The organism is Paenibacillus soyae, assembly GCF_024623455.1.
GTDB classification, from domain to species: domain Bacteria; phylum Bacillota; class Bacilli; order Paenibacillales; family Paenibacillaceae; genus Pristimantibacillus; species Pristimantibacillus soyae.
Window position 1 is genome coordinate 438,928 of record NZ_JANIPJ010000001.1, and the last position, 16,082, is coordinate 455,009.

Consider the following 16,082-nt stretch of genomic DNA (forward strand, 5'->3'; position numbering starts at 1 on the left):
CGTGCTTAACAAACTAAAGAAGCTGGATTGGGGCATTCTCATCATCTTGTTATGTCTGATGGCGGTCAGCGTCATCGTGATTCACAGTGCAACAGTTAATAATCCGCTTTATCATAATCATCATATTAAACAGCTTGTGTTTTTTGGGCTTGGTTTCTTCGTAGCGATCGCAGCCGTATTGTTCGATTACCGAATCGTGCTCAAGAGCTGGTATGTATTGTACGGGATAGGAGTCATTCTGCTCATCCTCGTCTATTTCCTTGGAGCGGAGATTAACGGTGCCAAAGGATGGTTCCGTTTCGGTCAGCTTTCGTTCCAGCCGGCCGAAATGGTCAAAATCATATTAATTATCGGACTTGCTTACTTGCTGGGAAGAAGACAAGGGGAGCGGCTGACCTTTACGAAGGACATTTTGGTCATCGGCTCATTTTCTTTTTTGCCGTTTCTTCTCGTCATGATTCAGCCCGATCTCGGTAATGCGATTATCTATGTCGTTATCGTTATCGGAATGTTATGGATCGGCAACGTCAAATATACGCATGTTGCCATCGGATTAGCGGTTGCGGTAGGATGCGTTATGCTGTTTATGTTTCTGTTCAATACGTTCAATACGGAAATTGAAGACTTTATGTATGAACAGAATAAAGGACATTGGTATGAACGTATAAACACCTATGTCAACCCTGAATTAGCAGACCCTGATTCCAAGCGTCAGTCGGAATACGCCCAGGTTGCAATCGGCACGGGAGGATTGAGCGGCGACGGTTACCTTCAAGGCGATATGATTAACGGCGGCTTTGTTCCGTACACGTATTCCGATTCCATCTTCGTCGTCATCGGGGAGGAATTCGGCTTCCAGGGCTCGGCGGTTCTTCTTCTGCTGTATTTCCTGCTTATCTACCGGATGATCATCATCGCCTTCAAATGCTTCGACAGGCGGGCTTCCTACATGGTCATCGGGATTGTCTCGATGTTCGTGTTCCAGGTGTTCCAGAACATCGGCATGATGATCGGCTTAATGCCGATAACGGGCATAACGCTGCCATTCGTCAGCTATGGCGGCACTTCGCTGCTGCTCAACATGGCTTCAATCGGTCTCGTGTTCAGCATCAAGGCCCATCAGGAAGTGTATGAGCTGGCGGATAATTAAATATTCGATCCATCCCTTTTCAAGCGGTTCTTGAAAAGGGATTTTTTTGTTTTTACAATGCCTGCCAAGGTAAGCTGTCGTTCCGACTGGGACATACTTGGTTTCTTGTCCACATAATTATGTAGTAGAAGACGAGCTTTCGAAGCCAATCGAAGCCGGGGAGGTACGGTTATGGGAGTTAGGGACGACGTCAAGCTGCGCAGGCAAGAGAAGATAAGGAGCTTGCTGCATCAATACCAGGAAAGACCGCAACAAACGGAGATAAGCATACCGCAGCCGAAGAGAGGTAGGCCGAGCGGCGTCGCGCCGGAGAGCGAAGCCTTATTAGATGAGCAGGATAGCTGGAGAAGCGCGCCAGATTGGGCAGCCATGCAGCCCGAGCTTACGGATCCCAAGCCAGGCGCCCGCAGGAGCAGGCCTGAGGATCCTGAACTGGCCTGGAAAAAAAATCCGAACCCCTGGGCAGGCTGGGATAACGGCAGTCCGTCTACTTCGGGCGCGCGCAGCTTTGTCAAGTCGCAGCATACGGACGATTTCGAGCCGCCGGAGGGCGGAGGTTGGGGCAGTCTGCGCAAGTCATTCGCTTGGAAGCTTATTCTGTCCGCCGCTTTGTTCGGCGGTATATGGATGATGTTCGAGCTTGACCATCCGCTGGCGCAGCAGGGACAGCAATTCGTGAAGGAGGCGATGACGGACGAGATGAATTTCGACGCGGTCGCGCTTTGGTACAAGGACGTTTTCGCCGGTGCCCCTTCGTTTATCCCGATATTCGAAGAGAGGGGAGGCGGCGCCGCGCTCGTGGACGGTGAACCGAACACGCCCGTCGTGGCCCCGATCGAAGAAGCCGTAATTGTCCGCACGTTCGCGGAGCTGCTGAACGGAATCGAGCTCGCCGGAGAGTCCGGCGCGCCGGTAGTCGCGGTGGAAACCGGCAGAGTCATACAGGTGACGGAGAAAGGCGACAGTATTCTAATTCAGCATGCCAACGACCGGATCACGATATACGGCAAGCTGGGAACGGCGAACGTAGCGGTGAACGACTGGGTTGAAGCCGGCCAGCAGATCGGCAGTCTTCAGACCGCGGTAGACGGCGAGCAGAGCTTCCTGCATTTCGCCGTCAAGCAGAATGATCGCTACATGGATCCGTTGGACGTGATACCGATTGATTAAATGGCGGGGCATACGCTGGTCCATTCATCCCTTGTTCGTCATCGTGATGCTGGCTTCGGCATTAACCGGCTATTTTGCGGAGCTGCTCACCTTGTTTATTATCGTACTGGTCCACGAGTTGGGTCATGTTATCGTGGCGCGGGGGTTCGGTTGGCGGATCCGGGAGGTGAAGCTCCTCCCGTTCGGCGGGGTCGCGGAAGTGGAAGACGCCGGGGGCATCTCCGCGAGAGAAGATGCTCTGGTCGCCATTGCGGGTCCCTTGCAAAACGTATGGATGGGGCTGCTGGCCTGGTCGCTTGGCGCGCTCGGGATCTGGGACGAGGATTGGGGCCATTACGTGGCGGGGGCAAACGCGATGATCGCTTTGTTCAACCTGCTTCCGATATATCCTCTTGATGGAGGCAAGCTGCTGCAAGCGCTTCTTAGCTATATGTTCAACTATTACCGGATGCTTCTCATTACGGCGCGCATCAGCATCGCCCTGAGCATCGGCATGATGACGTGCGCGTTCCTGCCGCTGCTGATGGAAGGCGGAGGCATCCAGTTCAACCTGCTGATCGTCGGGACGTTCCTTCTTATGACGAATTGGACTTATCATCGGCATATTCCCTTTCTGTTTTACCGCTTTCTTACGCACCGGGAGCGAATGCACGATCCCGAGCCGGAGCTCGGCCGGAAGGTTAAGCCTCTTATCGTGAACGGCAAACAATCGATTTTATCCGTGGCCAAGCTCTTCAGCAGGGACAGCTATCATCTGGTGTATGTCATCGTGCCGTCCGCATCGGGATTGCAAGTCATTCCGGAGGGAACAATTGTGGAGGGCTGTTTATCCGGACGAGATCCTCACCGTGCAGTGAGCGAGCTTTTCGGGTAGAATAAGAAGAAAACCACACGAGCGGAGGAAACGGTACAAGATGAAGCAGATGCTGATGCATGTGGATGGAGACGCTTTGCGGACGGCCGTGCTGCAGGACGGCAAGCTTGTGGAGTTTTTTATGGAGCGCTCCGGGGGCGGAAGCTTGGTCGGGAATGTGTATAAGGGACGAGTCGTCAACGTTCTGCCTGGCATGGAAGCCGCTTTCGTCGATATCGGGCTTGGAAAAAACGCTTTTCTTTACATAGATGATATGCTGCACCCCAACGCGGATAAGCAGCCTAAACAGAAGCCTTCCGTAACGGAGCTGGCGAAATCCGGTCAGGAGATCATCGTGCAGGTGGTCAAGGACCAGCTCGGCGGCAAAGGAGCGCGCGTCACGACGCACTTCAATCTTGCCGGCAGATGGCTAGTGTACATGCCCCGCGCCGACTACGTCGGCGTCTCGAAGCGGATAAACGGCGATGCGGAGCGGGAGCGGCTCAAGGCGCTGGGAGAACGGCTGCGAAGAGACGAAGAAGGCATCATCATGAGAACCGCGGCGGAAGGGGAGGAAGCGGCGGCGCTGGAGTCGGACGTGTTCATGCTTCGGGAGCTTTGGCAATCGGTCTCCTCGCGGGCATCCGCCGTGCGGGCTCCCGCGCTGCTGCACAGCGAAGCCGGTTTGCTGCATAGAGTCGTGCGGGATTCGCTGACGCGGGATATCGACGAAATATGGATTGACAGTCCTTCGATTTTCAGCGAAGCGAAGAAGCTCCTCACGAACATGGCTCCGGCGCTGAAGGAAAGATTGCGTCTGTACAAGGGTACGGGAGCCTTCGGATTGTTCCAGGAATTCCGGGTATCCGAGCAGATCGAAGAAGCTTTCTCCAGAAGGGTGCCGATGTCGAGCGGAGGGTATCTCATCTGGGAGGAGACGGAAGCCTTAACCGTAATCGACGTGAATACGGGCAAGTATACGGGCACTAATAATTTGGAGGATACCGTCTACCGGACGAATCTGGAAGCTGCGGAGCTCATCTCCAGACTGCTGCGGGTCAGGGATGTCGGGGGTATTGTCATTATTGATTTTATCGATATGCAGCAAGAGGAAAGCCGCTCCAAAATTTACGCGAGAATGACCGAGGAAGCGAAGCGGGACGGAACCAAATGCACGATTGTCGGCTGGACGAAGCTTGGTCTTATGGAGCTGACCAGGAAGAAAGTGCGAGAGAACGCCGGCAAGCAGATCGGCGAGGTGTGCAAAGCCTGCGGCCGGAGCTCGGCTTCGGATCGGACGAGCAGCTAAGCCTGAAAACTTCTTATTTTAAAGCTTGAACTCTATCTATCTATGTGATAAACTGTTTGGGTGTATGTTCCGTAACATTATTTTGCGCGAATATGCAGGTACCGCTCCGATCAGGTTTGCAAGAGAAGTCTCAGCAACACGGCTTCCACCTTAATCAGGCGAGTCTTCGAAAACAAGGAGGTGCACCAACAATGTTCGCAATCATCGAAACTGGCGGCAAGCAATACAAAGTTCAGGAGGGCGATGTGATCTACATCGAGAAACTGAACGGCAACGAAGGCGAAAACGTAACGTTCGACCGCGTTCTGGCCGTATCCGGCAAGGACGGTCTCGTAACAGGCGCTCCGGTCGTATCCGGCGCTAGCGTTACTGGCAAAGTCGAGAAACACGGCAAAGGCCAAAAGATCATCGTTTACAAATACAAAGCCAAAAAGAACTACCGCCGCAAGCAAGGTCATCGTCAGCCTTACACGAAAGTAACAATCGAGAAAATCCAAGCGTAAGAGGGTTTCTCCATGATTACCGTTACCTTCGTTAGACGGTCGGAAGACAAACGCATCGTATCATTTGCGGTCGAAGGACATGCTAAATATGCGAAACCCGGCAAAGACATTGTCTGCGCCGGCGTGTCGGCGGTTTCGGTCGGCACGGTGAATGCGATTGAGACTTTGGCGGGCGTCGAGCTCCCGGCTACGATGAAGAACGGCTGGCTGTCGTCGGATATTCCGGTTCTGCCCGATGCGGATTCGGACGCGAAGATGCAGCTGCTGCTCGAATCGATGTCGGTCATGCTCGAGACGATCGCTACATCATACGGCAAACATGTTGTCCTGCATGAGCGGCTTCAATGAGCCGCGAATGACGGCAACGCAATGACTTAAGAAGGAGGGAATACACCATGTTGAAATTGAATCTTCAGCTATTCGCTTCGAAGAAGGGCGTAGGCTCCACGAAGAACGGACGCGACTCCCGCTCCAAGCGCCTTGGCGCTAAGCGCGCTGACGGTCAAGTCGTTTCGGGAGGCAGCATCTTGTTCCGCCAACGCGGCACGAAGATCCACCCTGGCACGAACGTAGGCATCGGCAAAGACGACACGCTGTACGCGAAAGTCGATGGCGTTGTGAAGTTCGAGCGTCTTGGACGCGACCGCAAGAAAGTGAGCGTATACCCTGTTGCTGAGGCTCCAGTAGCCGCTGCAGTAGAAGCTTAATTTCTTATATGTTCGACAAGCCCCGGCCGGCATTGCTTGGCCGGGATTTTTTTTCTTAAAAGTCCTCTTAGGATGACCGCGGTGTCTCGTCATGGTATACTGGATAAGCTAGGAAATCAAATAAAGGCAGGTTCTTGGAAATGGGACGCTTAACGACGGCGAAGCATTATGCGGCGGCATCGGTCTTGCTGCCGGCCAGCGCGGTTCTGATCTGGCCGGGACGATTGTGGCTGACGGCCATCCTAATCGTATGGCTCATTGCTGCAGCTGCATTCTGGATTCGCGCAGAACGCAAAGAACACCAAGAGAGGCTGACTCGAACGATTCAAGCGATGCAAACATCCGGCATTCGAACGCTTAACCATCACCGTCATGATTGGATGAACGACCTGCAGGTGCTGTTCGGGTACATCAGACTGGGCAAGCTGGATAAGACCGTTCATTACGTGGAGAGAATAAGGGAGAGAATGGTCGCGGAGAGCGCGGTATCGAAGCTCGGCGTGCCATCCTTGATCAGCTTCATCCAGTCGTTCCGAACGGTGTCGAACACATTGTCTCTCGAGGTCGAGATTCAGGAAAATCTGAATCTGAACGAGCTCGATCTGGACGGAGAAGCGGTTGCGGAGACGCTCATACATACCATTAATAATTATCGGCTGGCCGCCAAGCCGGAGGCCGGCGATACGTCCGTGCTGCGGCTTGCGTTAAGCGCGGACGAAGAAGCGCTGTACGCGGCTTTTTATTACGAAGGCGAGCTCATTAACGAGCAGCAATGGAATCAAAAAATGAAACAGCAGCTCGCCGGCGCGCCGCTTAGGCTCGAAGGCACGGAGCAGAGCTTCTCCAAGGTGCTGCTGAAAGCGGAAATGCGGGCTTGAACGGAGGCAAGATATGTTTGTCGATAAGGCGAAAATTTTTGTAAAAGGCGGAGACGGCGGGGATGGCATAATCTCGTTCCGCCGGGAGAAATATGTAGAGAACGGCGGACCGGCCGGAGGAGACGGCGGCAATGGCGGAGATCTGATCTTCCGCGTCGACGAAGGTCTTCGGACTCTGATGGATTTCCGGTACCAGAAGCATTTCAAAGCCGAGCGCGGAGAGCGCGGCAAAGTGAAAGGGATGCACGGGGCCAGCGCGGAAGATACGATCGTGCGTATTCCTCCGGGAACGGTCATTATCGATGACGATTCCGGCGAGATCATCGCGGATATGACGCGTCACGGCCAGCAGGTTGTCGTCGCCAAGGGCGGCCGTGGCGGCAGGGGCAATATTCGGTTCGCGACGCCGACGAATCCGGCGCCTTACATCTCCGAGAATGGAGAAGAGGGCCAAGAACGCTGGGTTGTCTTGGAGCTTAAGGTTATGGCCGACGTCGGTCTGGTAGGCTTCCCGAGCGTAGGCAAGTCGACCTTGCTCTCCGTCGTATCGGGTGCAAAGCCGAAGATCGGCGCTTATCATTTCACGACCATTACGCCAAACCTCGGCGTCGTCGACGTAGGCGACGGCAGAAGCTTCGTGATGGCGGATTTACCCGGCTTGATCGAGGGAGCGCATGAAGGCGTAGGCCTGGGCCACGAGTTTCTGCGGCATGTCGAGCGGACGCGGGTCATCATCCATGTCGTCGACATGGCGGCGTCCGAAGGAAGAGATCCGTTCGACGATTGGCAGAAAATCAATGCCGAGCTTTCGTTGTATAACGCGAAGCTGGCGGAGCGGCCGCAAATCATTGCCGCGAACAAGATGGACATGCCTGAAGCGGAAGATCAACTCGCCCTGTTCAAGGAGCAGCTGGAGGCGCTTGGACAGGAAGGCGTTCATCAGATCGTCCCAATATCGTCGCTGACCAAGCAGGGCATACAGGAGCTGCTGTACAAGGCGGCCGATCTGCTTGACACGATCGCGGTACATGCCGAGGTCGAGGAAGTGAAGGAAATCGAGGAACGCAAGGTATACAGCTACGAGAAAAAAGAAGAGATTACGTTCACGATTCATCGCGAGGACGAAATTTTCGTCGTGGAGAGCGAAGGCATCGCTCGGATGATGAAGCGTATGAATCTGAATTCGTATGACGCGGTCATGCGTTTCGCGCGCACGATGAGGAAGCTGGGCGTGGACGACGCGCTGCGCAAGGCGGGCGCGAAGGACGGAGACATGGTTCGGGTCGCGGATTTTGCGTTTGAATTTTTTGAAGGAAGCGACTACAATCCTTACGACTAAAGACAAGAGACGACGAAAGTCGTCTTTTTTCAATGAAGCCTATTGCCGGAGCGGCTTGCTTTCGATATAATGTCCACTATAGGTGTACATTTGTCTTTTTGAGGAGGACGCAAGTGGCTGATCGCTATTATGTCGTTCGGGAGGACATTTTGCCGGAAGCGATACAGAAGACCATTCAGGTAAAGGAAATGCTTGCGAACGGGAGCGCCACCACCGTTCACGAAGCCGTCGAACGGGCGGGACTCAGCCGAAGCGCCTTCTATAAGTATAAGGATGGCGTGTATGCGCTGAATGAAATCACGCAGGAAAGAATCGTTACGATCTCGATGGATTTGGAGCACCGGGCAGGCGTATTGTCCAGCGTACTGGGGCTGATCGCCAGTCAGGAAGGGAACGTGCTGACCATGAATCAGAGCATTCCGCTGCAAGGCTTCGCGAACGTCGTGCTGTCCGTCGACGTGTCGCAGACGGCGGGCGACGCTTCCGAGCTGATCGAGGTGCTGAAGCGCCAATCGGGCGTTCGGAAAGCGGCGATCATCGGGCGCGGATAAAATTTGAAGATAAGCGGAGGGTGAAATATGAGACCGGTTAAAGTTGGTTTGTTGGGATTAGGCACGGTCGGAACGGGCGTCGTGCGCATTGTGGAAGGCCATCAGGAGGATTTGCAGACTCAGGTCGGATCTCCTATCATGATCGAGAAAGTACTGGTGCAGAATAAGAGCAAGTCGCGGAACATCTCGATATCCCCGGACAAGCTGACCGAGGATCCTTGGGAAATTATCCGTCACCCGGAGATCGACGTTATCGTCGAAGTAATGGGCGGCATTGAACATACGAAGGAATATATCCTGGAAGCCTTGTCGCTTGGCAAGCATGTCGTGACGGCCAACAAAGATTTGATGGCGCTGCACGGCGCGGAAATTTTGGCCAAGGCGCAGGAGCATCGCTGCGACGTTCTGTACGAGGCAAGCGTAGCGGGCGGGATACCGATCATCCGTACGCTGGTCGAAGGCTTCTCTTCCGACCGCATCACGAAGATCATGGGGATCGTCAACGGCACGACGAACTATATCTTGACCAAGATGAGCCAAGAAGGCGCGTCGTACGCGGACGTCTTGAAGGAAGCGCAGGAGCTCGGCTACGCGGAAGCGGATCCGACCTCCGACGTGGAAGGACTGGACGCTGCCCGCAAGATGACGATTCTGTCGACGCTGGGCTTCCGTTCGAACGTAGCGCTCGAGGATGTATCGGCGCAAGGCATTTCATCCGTGAGCAAAGAAGATATCCTCTACGCGAAGCGTCTCGGCTACGAGCTGAAGCTGCTCGGCATCGCGGAGCGCCAGGACGATCAGATCAGCGTCAGCGTACAGCCTACGATGGTGAAGAAGTCCCATCCGATCGCCTCCGTGAACGGCGTGTTCAACGCGGTGTACGTATACGGCGAAGCGGTGGGCGAAACGATGTTCTACGGAGCCGGAGCCGGCGAATTGCCGACGGCTACTTCCATCGTGGCGGATCTCGTGGCCGTCGTGAAGAACTTGAAGCTTGGCGTGAACGGCAAGCAGGGAGCCGTCGCCTACAAAGAGAAGAAGCTCAAAACCGACGAGCAGATCTCGTCGAAATATTTCCTGCTGCTGCATGTCGCGGACCGCGCCGGCGTGCTTGCACGCATTACGCAAGTATTCGCAGACTTCGAGGTGAGCCTGGAATCCGTCCTTCAGCAGCCGAATCCGAGCAATCCGGAAGCCGAAATCATCATCATTACGCATGACGCGAGCAAAGCGGCAATCCAAAAGGTTCTGGGCGAGTTCAAATCTTTGGATGTCGTGCACAAAGTGAAAAGCGTCTACCGGGTAGAAGGTTAGTCTTATGAAAAATCGTAAGGTTATCGTAAAGGTTCCTGCCAGCACCGCTAACTTAGGACCCGGCTTCGATACGCTCGGCATGGCGTTATCGCTCTATGCGTGGATCGAGATGTCGGAGTCCGGAACCGGAGAAACAACGTTCGAGTATTACGGCGAAGGCATGGACGGATTGCCGCGGGACAAATCGAATTTGTTATACAAAGTGGCGCAGCTTGTATTCGAAGAAGCAGGTGTCCGCGTACCGGAGCTAACCGTCTCCATGTACAGCGACATTCCGCTGACAAGAGGCCTCGGCAGCAGCGCTTCGGCAATTATCGGCGCTCTCGTCGCCGCTAACGCGTTAATCGGCAGCCCGCTCAGCAAGGAAAAGCTGTTCAAGATCGCCACCGAGCTGGAGGGCCATCCCGATAATGTCGGCGCCTCGCTCTTCGGCGGCATTGTCGTCTCGGCTTGGGACGGCTCGGAGGCGCACTACGCGAGAATCGAGCCGCACGAGAGGCTGAAGACGCTCGTTGCGATCCCGGCGTTCGAGCTCGCTACGGAGAAGGCGCGCCATGCGCTGCCTTCCACATTGTCCATGGCCGACGCGGTATTCAACGTCGGACGCAGCTCGCTCCTCGTCGCGGCGCTGGCCGGCGGCGAGCTGGGCCTCATCCGCCATGCGATGAAGGATCGGCTGCACCAGCCTTATCGTGCGGCCCTTATCCCCGGCATGGCGGAAATTTTGGAGCGCGCCGCCGATTTCGGCGCGCTGGGAGCTGCGCTAAGCGGGGCGGGGCCGACGCTGATCGCGTTCGTGGATGCGGCGAGCGGGGAGAAGACCGCGCTTGAAGAGTTTCTGAAGTCGACGCTGGCGAAGGAAGGCATTGAAGCGGAGACGCTGTGGCTGTCGCCCTGCCCGCACGGGGCTGAGGTAACGGTAGAGGAGATTGCGGGCGGCGAAGGGCTGTCGCTGCCGGAGCGAATCAAAGGAGAAGTCAAAGCATGAAGACGATAGCATTGTTGCCCGCCGGCTCCGTCTCGGACGAAGCGGCGAAGCATTTGTTCGCCGGGGAAGACCATATGGAATGGAAGCATCACCGCCTGATCGCGGACGTGTTCCAGTCCACGGTTAACGGTATAAGCGATTACAGCGTTATTCCGATCGAGAATACGATCGAAGGTTCCGTCAGCTTGCATATGGATTGGCTCGTCCATGAAGTGGATCTTCCGATGCAGGCGGAATGGGTCTATCCGTCGATTCAGAATTTGATCGGCCGAAGATCCGAGCTTCTGAACGGAACGGGCGAGTTGGATCTCACGCGGATCAAGAAAGTAATTAGTCATCCCGTCGCGATGGCGCAGTGCCTGCAGTTTCTTCGGACGCGCATGCCCGGTGTCGAGACGGAGCACGTTAGCAGCACGGCGGAAGCCGTTCGCATCGTTCGAGACCATCCGGGTGAAGGCATCGCGGCGATCGGTACGCGTATCGCGGCTTCGAACAACGGCCTCGACCTGCTGGCGACCGAAGTGACGGATCATGACAACAACTATACGCGGTTCATGCTGGTCGGCAACGAGCCGTATACCGCCCGTCAGTCGGACCGCGTCAAAACGAGCATTCTCGTGACGCTGCCGGAAGATTTTCCAGGCGCGCTCCATCAGGTGCTGTCCGCCTTCGCATGGCGGCGCATCAACCTGTCGCGGATCGAGTCCCGCCCGACGAAGAAGAAGCTGGGCAATTATTATTTTTATATCGAGATCGAGATGTCTCTGGATTCTGTGCTCCTTCCCGCCGCGCTGCAGGAAATCGAGGCGATCGGCTGCCAGATCCGGGTGCTCGGCTGTTATCCTAGCTTTACTTACGAGCAGCTATTATAAACTTTTCTGACATATATTCCGGAGGTGTAAGAGTACTATGGCACAGCAGCAATGGATCTATCTGAATGGTGATTATGTATCGAAGGAAGACGCCAAAATTTCGGTTTATGACCACGGGTTCCTGTATGGGGACGGCATCTTCGAAGGCATCCGGATTTATGACGGCAACATCTTCAAATGTAAAGAGCATTTGGACCGTCTATACGATTCCGCCAAATCGATTATGCTGGACATTCCGCTGACGATCGACGAGATGCAGGACGCATTGGTTGAGACGATTCGCCGCAATGGGCTGCGCGACGGGTATATCCGCCTTGTCGTGTCGCGCGGTCCCGGCAATCTCGGCTTGGATCCAAGAAGATGCCCATCTGCTTATGTCATCATTATCGTGGAGCAGTTGGCAATCTATCCGGAGGAAGCTTACAAGAACGGTCTCGTGTCGGTTTCCGTGTCGCAGCGCCGCAATATTCCGGACGCCTTGAATCCGAAGATCAAGTCGCTCAACTACTTGAACAACATTTTGGTGAAGATCCAAGCGAACCTTGCTGGCGTCGGCGAAGCGATTATGCTGAACTCGCAGGGCTATGTGGCCGAAGGCTCCAGCGACAATATTTTTATCATCAAAAACGGTACGGTGTTCACGCCTCCATGTTATGTCGGCGCTCTCGAAGGCATCACTCGCGCGGCGATTATGCAGCTTTGCGATAAGCTTGGCTATAAGCTGAAAGAGGAGCCGTTCACGCTTCACGATGTGTATGTGGCGGACGAAGTATTCTTCACGGGCACCGCGGCCGAGGTTATCGCCGTTCGCGAAGTAGACGGCCGCACGATTGGCTCCGGACAAGCCGGTCCGATTACGACGCATCTGCTGCAGGAATTCCGCAGCCTCGTCACGGTCGACGGCGTGAAGGTATACGAGTAGACATTATGAGAGGCCCCTCCGCGGGAATTGCGGAGGGGCCTCTTGCTGCGTGCAGCCTAGAAAACAGAAAGTTTATAGGGGACTGAGAGTCGCTTAAATGTGCCCGGAGAAGCAGTCGGAGTAACTAAAGGTTTCTGTTTGCGTGGGCTGACGGCGCCAAAAAGTACAAGCATCGACGTTTTTTTCACCGAAAGTGGCGACACCTGCCCATGTTCTGCATAGGATGTAGAGATTGATAACAGGCATTAGCCGTGCCGTTATTCAGAACGTGACAGGAGGTCATCGGCGAAGTGAAAATCCATATGGTCAAAAAAGGCGATACCCTATACTTCATCGGCCAGAAGTATAAGGTTTCGGTCGAGGAGATCTTGGCAATGAATCCGGGCATTTCGAATCCGGATGTGCTCGAGGTCGGCATGAAAATCAAAATTCCGTCAAGCCACGGCGGACAGCATCATGGCGTGAACGGCGCGGACATCATGCACCAGCATGTCGTGAAGCAAGGCGATACCCTGTGGAAGCTGTCCAAAGCATGGGGCGTTCCGCTTGCTACGATGATTCATGCCAACCCTCATCTCAAAAACCCTAATGTGCTGCTAACCGGCGAAATCGTAAACATCCCGAAAGCTGACGCTCAGGTGCCGGCTACTTTTGCCGCGCAGAGCGTCCCGGGCAAAACGCCTACACATCCTCTGAGCCCGTCATCACTCATGCAGGGCGTACAACAGGGCGTACAGGGCGTCGTCGGCAAGCTGTCGACTGCTCCCTCCGTCATCGGTAAAACATTCACAGGCTTTGTGAGCGAAAAAACGCCGACCGCTCCGATCGTATCGCCCGTGCCGCCAGCACCTGCTCCGCAGCCGCCGGCCGCAAAGGTCGAGCCCGCTCCAAAGGTCGAGCCATTAGCCGAGAAAGTGGAGCCTTTGGCGACTAAAACCGAGCCTGCCGCAACCAAAGTCGAGCCTCTTGCAACTAAAGTCGAGCCACTCGCCGCCAAAACGGAGCCCATTGCTTCCAAGGTCGAGCCGTTATCGACAGGCAAGTCGCTGCCGGATACGTCGAACATAGCTCCGCTGTCGACAGGCAAAACATTACCGGCGTCAAAAGGCAATGTGTCCCCGCTTGCGACAGGCGACATTTCGCCGCTCACGTCGAATGTGTCTCCGCTTGCGACAGGCGACATCTCGCCGTTCTCAACGGGCAAGACGCTGCCGGCATCGGAAGCGAATGTGTCCCCGCTGTCGACAGGCAAGACGCTGCCAGTGTCGGAAGCGAATGTGGCCCCGCTGTCGACAGGCAAGACGCTCCCGGTGTCGGAAGCGAATGTATCTCCGCTGTCGACGGGCAAGACTTTGCCGTATGCAAACACTTCCGTATCTCCGCTGACAACAGGCAACTTGTCGCCGCTGTCGTCGAACGTATCTCCGTTGACAACGGGCAATGTATCGCCGCTGTCGTCGAACGTATCTCCGTTGACAACAGGCAATGTGTCGCCGCTGTCCATCGGAAATATGGCGCCAATGGCCGAGAACGTATCGCCGCTCGCGAATGCCGCGCCAATTGGCAAAGTGGCTCCATACGCGAAGAAGGCGCTCCCGATCGAGAAACCGATCGAAACAAAAGTAACGCCGGTGCAGTCCACCTACATGGAAAGCGTCGATTTGTTCCAGCAGTATAATGTTCCAGCCGTCGAAGCGATGGGTATGTATGATTCACCTAACTCCTTCATGCCTTATAACGTTGACGCAAACTCGAATATCGGGCCTCTTAGCGACACGCCGCCAATGTATCCTTACGATTGTCCTCCAGGGATGTATCCGGTTGGATATCCGGCGCCCGGGCTGATGCCGTATTCGGCAGGACCAGAATATGGTTATGGCAAATCCTATGGGCCTCTTTCGGAAGGAAAGTCGGGCATGGTCTCGCCGCTGTCGGCCAACCCGAACGCGGGCATGCTCTCGCCGCTGTCAGCCAACCCGAACGCGGGCATGGTCTCGCCGCTGTCGGCCAACCCGAACGCGGGCATGGTCTCGCCGCTGTCCGCCAACCCGAACGCGGGCATGGTCTCGCCGCTGTCGGCCAACCCGAACGCGGGCATGGTCTCGCCGCTGTCGGCCAACCCGAACGCAGGCATGGTCTCGCCGCTGTCGGCCAACCCGAACGCGGGCATGGTCTCGCCGCTGTCTGCCAACCCGAACGCGGGCATGGTCTCGCCGCTGTCGGCCAACCCGAACGCAGGGATGGTCTCACCGCTGTCGGCCAACCCGAACGCGGGCATGTTCTCGCCGCTGTCGGCCAATCCGAACGCGGGTATGGTCTCGCCTCTTGCTCAAACCAACTTCCATGAATATTCCGCTATGTACCCGCCTCCAGGCTATTCCGGTTATATCAGCGGGTATCCGACGGGGTATCCTTATCCTGTATGGCCGAACCAACAAGCTCCAGTTGCGGGCGTAAACGATGACTGCGGCTGCGGCGGTAAACGCGAGGAAGAACAGGTGGGAGGCAAATTGGCAGCCCAGAACGCCAAACCGCGCAAAAAAGCAAAAAAAGCCGTAATCCGTACGGTCGCGCCACGTCCGAAGAAAAAGTCGACCCCCGGTAGCCGTCCTTGGCTTAACCGTTAAACCAAGGCGACGATATTCCTCATATCACGGGCTCTTCCCTTTCCGGGAAGGGTCCGTTTTCGCTTGCCTGCATAATTATGGAGTCTTGGAGCACAATATGAACAAACCTTAACCGAAGTGTTACGAAGATGCACAGCCGCTTTCAATGAATGTATATCGCCATTTGGTTAATAAATCGAAAAAGGGGTCTTCCTCATGATGGCATTCAGCTTGTGGAAGCAATTAAAACGCAGATTGAGAAGAAACCGCAAACCGTTATGGACATTGGGCAGCGTCGCTTGGTGGATGTTCGCCTGTCTGACTGCGGCCATATTGCTAGGGACGGCCTCGGCTACCGCATATGCCGAAGAAGCCGAGCAGCCATCCGTCAGCCGCTACCTGGCCGACCGGAACGATGCGGTACCGGTTATGCTTCGCCGTATTTACGTATGCGGGGAAGAGACGGAAATGCTGGGAAGGCTCGAGTCGGAACAGATTATAGCCCTGCTTCGCGAAAATTCGGAATGGAGCGCGACGCTGGACCAGGACGGACAGACGGTTGTGCTCGCCGAGCAAATTGAGGATCTGTCCAATCATTGCAAGTCGCATGCGTATTTCGGCGTAGACCGCAAAGGGAATTTTTCTTTGTTCGACGGTATCCCGCAGCAAGAGAAAGTGATGCGCACGTTTTTTCAATTGGACATTCGCTTCCTTGAAAGCAGTCTGCCGAAGGACGAGCTCGACCATTTGTCGCGCGGCATCCGGGTAAGCGATATCGACGAATACAACAGCGTGTTGTCTACTTTCAGCGATTATGCGGTGGGCCGGGAGAAGGTTCTCGACAGTATGAAAGAATACTGAGCAATCGAATCAGAGCCCTGCAGCAAGACAGCCCCGAGCGCTTGCGGCGGGGCTTTTGT

Annotated in this window: 16 protein-coding genes and 1 other annotated feature; all 16 genes read left to right on the plus strand. The window is 55.3% G+C overall.

Annotated features, from left to right (window positions below; all coding sequences use genetic code 11):
- Position 1 precedes the first annotated feature (1 nt).
- Positions 2 to 1,150 carry an FtsW/RodA/SpoVE family cell cycle protein gene (locus NQZ67_RS01950; protein ID WP_257442231.1) on the plus strand — a complete coding sequence of 383 codons (1,149 nt, stop codon included), beginning with the start codon at positions 2 to 4 and terminating at the stop codon, positions 1,148 to 1,150.
- 171 nt (positions 1,151 to 1,321) lie between these two features.
- On the plus strand, positions 1,322 to 2,320 hold the full coding sequence (locus tag NQZ67_RS01955; RefSeq protein ID WP_257442233.1) for a M23 family metallopeptidase: 999 nt from the start codon (positions 1,322 to 1,324) through the stop codon (positions 2,318 to 2,320).
- Positions 2,313 to 3,194, plus strand: coding sequence for a M50 family metallopeptidase (locus tag NQZ67_RS01960; RefSeq protein ID WP_257442234.1), 882 nt, complete (start codon positions 2,313 to 2,315; stop codon positions 3,192 to 3,194). The genes NQZ67_RS01955 and NQZ67_RS01960 overlap by 8 nt, the downstream gene beginning before the upstream one ends.
- 40 nt (positions 3,195 to 3,234) lie before the next feature.
- Positions 3,235 to 4,482, plus strand: a complete 1,248-nt coding sequence (locus NQZ67_RS01965) for an Rne/Rng family ribonuclease (protein WP_257442235.1) — start codon at positions 3,235 to 3,237, stop codon at positions 4,480 to 4,482.
- 92 nt (positions 4,483 to 4,574) lie between these two features.
- Positions 4,575 to 4,658: a sequence feature (ribosomal protein L21 leader region), on the plus strand.
- A gap of 15 nt (positions 4,659 to 4,673) precedes the next feature.
- The gene (gene rplU, locus NQZ67_RS01970; protein ID WP_257442236.1) at positions 4,674 to 4,985 is read left to right on the plus strand and encodes a 50S ribosomal protein L21; all 312 of its coding nucleotides are present in this window, start codon (positions 4,674 to 4,676) and stop codon (positions 4,983 to 4,985) included.
- A gap of 12 nt (positions 4,986 to 4,997) precedes the next feature.
- Entirely contained in the window at positions 4,998 to 5,333 is a 336-nt protein-coding gene (locus NQZ67_RS01975; RefSeq protein ID WP_257442237.1) for a ribosomal-processing cysteine protease Prp, read from the plus strand.
- Positions 5,334 to 5,380: 47 nt separating this feature from the next.
- Positions 5,381 to 5,692 (plus strand): 50S ribosomal protein L27, encoded by a 312-nt coding sequence (rpmA, locus tag NQZ67_RS01980; protein WP_257442238.1) that lies wholly within the window; start codon positions 5,381 to 5,383, stop codon positions 5,690 to 5,692.
- Positions 5,693 to 5,832: 140 nt separating this feature from the next.
- The gene (locus NQZ67_RS01985) at positions 5,833 to 6,570 is read left to right on the plus strand and encodes a Spo0B domain-containing protein (RefSeq protein WP_257442246.1); all 738 of its coding nucleotides are present in this window, start codon (positions 5,833 to 5,835) and stop codon (positions 6,568 to 6,570) included.
- A gap of 13 nt (positions 6,571 to 6,583) precedes the next feature.
- Positions 6,584 to 7,909, plus strand: coding sequence for a GTPase ObgE (gene obgE / locus NQZ67_RS01990; RefSeq protein WP_257442248.1), 1,326 nt, complete (start codon positions 6,584 to 6,586; stop codon positions 7,907 to 7,909).
- A 113-nt stretch (positions 7,910 to 8,022) separates the two neighbouring features.
- Positions 8,023 to 8,460: an ACT domain-containing protein gene (locus NQZ67_RS01995; RefSeq protein WP_257442249.1), complete on the plus strand. Its 438-nt coding sequence runs from the start codon at positions 8,023 to 8,025 to the stop codon at positions 8,458 to 8,460.
- 27 nt (positions 8,461 to 8,487) lie between these two features.
- Positions 8,488 to 9,774 carry a homoserine dehydrogenase gene (locus NQZ67_RS02000; RefSeq protein WP_257442251.1) on the plus strand — a complete coding sequence of 429 codons (1,287 nt, stop codon included), beginning with the start codon at positions 8,488 to 8,490 and terminating at the stop codon, positions 9,772 to 9,774.
- Positions 9,775 to 9,778: 4 nt separating this feature from the next.
- A complete protein-coding gene (gene thrB / locus NQZ67_RS02005) occupies positions 9,779 to 10,762 on the plus strand; it encodes a homoserine kinase (RefSeq protein WP_257442258.1) in 984 nt (327 codons plus the stop codon).
- Positions 10,759 to 11,634, plus strand: a complete 876-nt coding sequence (pheA, locus tag NQZ67_RS02010; protein ID WP_257442259.1) for a prephenate dehydratase — start codon at positions 10,759 to 10,761, stop codon at positions 11,632 to 11,634. Before thrB ends, pheA begins: the two co-directional genes overlap by 4 nt.
- Before the next feature lie 37 nt (positions 11,635 to 11,671).
- Positions 11,672 to 12,556 (plus strand): branched-chain-amino-acid transaminase, encoded by an 885-nt coding sequence (gene ilvE, locus NQZ67_RS02015; protein WP_257442265.1) that lies wholly within the window; start codon positions 11,672 to 11,674, stop codon positions 12,554 to 12,556.
- A gap of 290 nt (positions 12,557 to 12,846) precedes the next feature.
- Positions 12,847 to 15,183: a LysM peptidoglycan-binding domain-containing protein gene (locus tag NQZ67_RS02020; protein WP_257442267.1), complete on the plus strand. Its 2,337-nt coding sequence runs from the start codon at positions 12,847 to 12,849 to the stop codon at positions 15,181 to 15,183.
- 195 nt (positions 15,184 to 15,378) lie between these two features.
- Positions 15,379 to 16,023 carry a BofC C-terminal domain-containing protein gene (locus tag NQZ67_RS02025; protein WP_257442269.1) on the plus strand — a complete coding sequence of 215 codons (645 nt, stop codon included), beginning with the start codon at positions 15,379 to 15,381 and terminating at the stop codon, positions 16,021 to 16,023.
- The last annotated feature ends 59 nt before the right edge of the window (positions 16,024 to 16,082 follow it).

Coding starts and splice junctions, on each gene's coding strand:
- NQZ67_RS01955 (WP_257442233.1), top strand. CDS start 1,322: ATGGGAGTTAGGGACGACGTCAAGCTGCGCAGGCAAGAGAAGATAAGG.
- NQZ67_RS01965 (WP_257442235.1), top strand. CDS start 3,235: ATGAAGCAGATGCTGATGCATGTGGATGGAGACGCTTTGCGGACGGCC.
- rplU (WP_257442236.1), top strand. CDS start 4,674: ATGTTCGCAATCATCGAAACTGGCGGCAAGCAATACAAAGTTCAGGAG.
- NQZ67_RS01975 (WP_257442237.1), top strand. CDS start 4,998: ATGATTACCGTTACCTTCGTTAGACGGTCGGAAGACAAACGCATCGTA.
- rpmA (WP_257442238.1), top strand. CDS start 5,381: ATGTTGAAATTGAATCTTCAGCTATTCGCTTCGAAGAAGGGCGTAGGC.
- NQZ67_RS01985 (WP_257442246.1), top strand. CDS start 5,833: ATGGGACGCTTAACGACGGCGAAGCATTATGCGGCGGCATCGGTCTTG.
- obgE (WP_257442248.1), top strand. CDS start 6,584: ATGTTTGTCGATAAGGCGAAAATTTTTGTAAAAGGCGGAGACGGCGGG.
- NQZ67_RS02000 (WP_257442251.1), top strand. CDS start 8,488: ATGAGACCGGTTAAAGTTGGTTTGTTGGGATTAGGCACGGTCGGAACG.
- thrB (WP_257442258.1), top strand. CDS start 9,779: ATGAAAAATCGTAAGGTTATCGTAAAGGTTCCTGCCAGCACCGCTAAC.
- pheA (WP_257442259.1), top strand. CDS start 10,759: ATGAAGACGATAGCATTGTTGCCCGCCGGCTCCGTCTCGGACGAAGCG.
- ilvE (WP_257442265.1), top strand. CDS start 11,672: ATGGCACAGCAGCAATGGATCTATCTGAATGGTGATTATGTATCGAAG.
- NQZ67_RS02025 (WP_257442269.1), top strand. CDS start 15,379: ATGATGGCATTCAGCTTGTGGAAGCAATTAAAACGCAGATTGAGAAGA.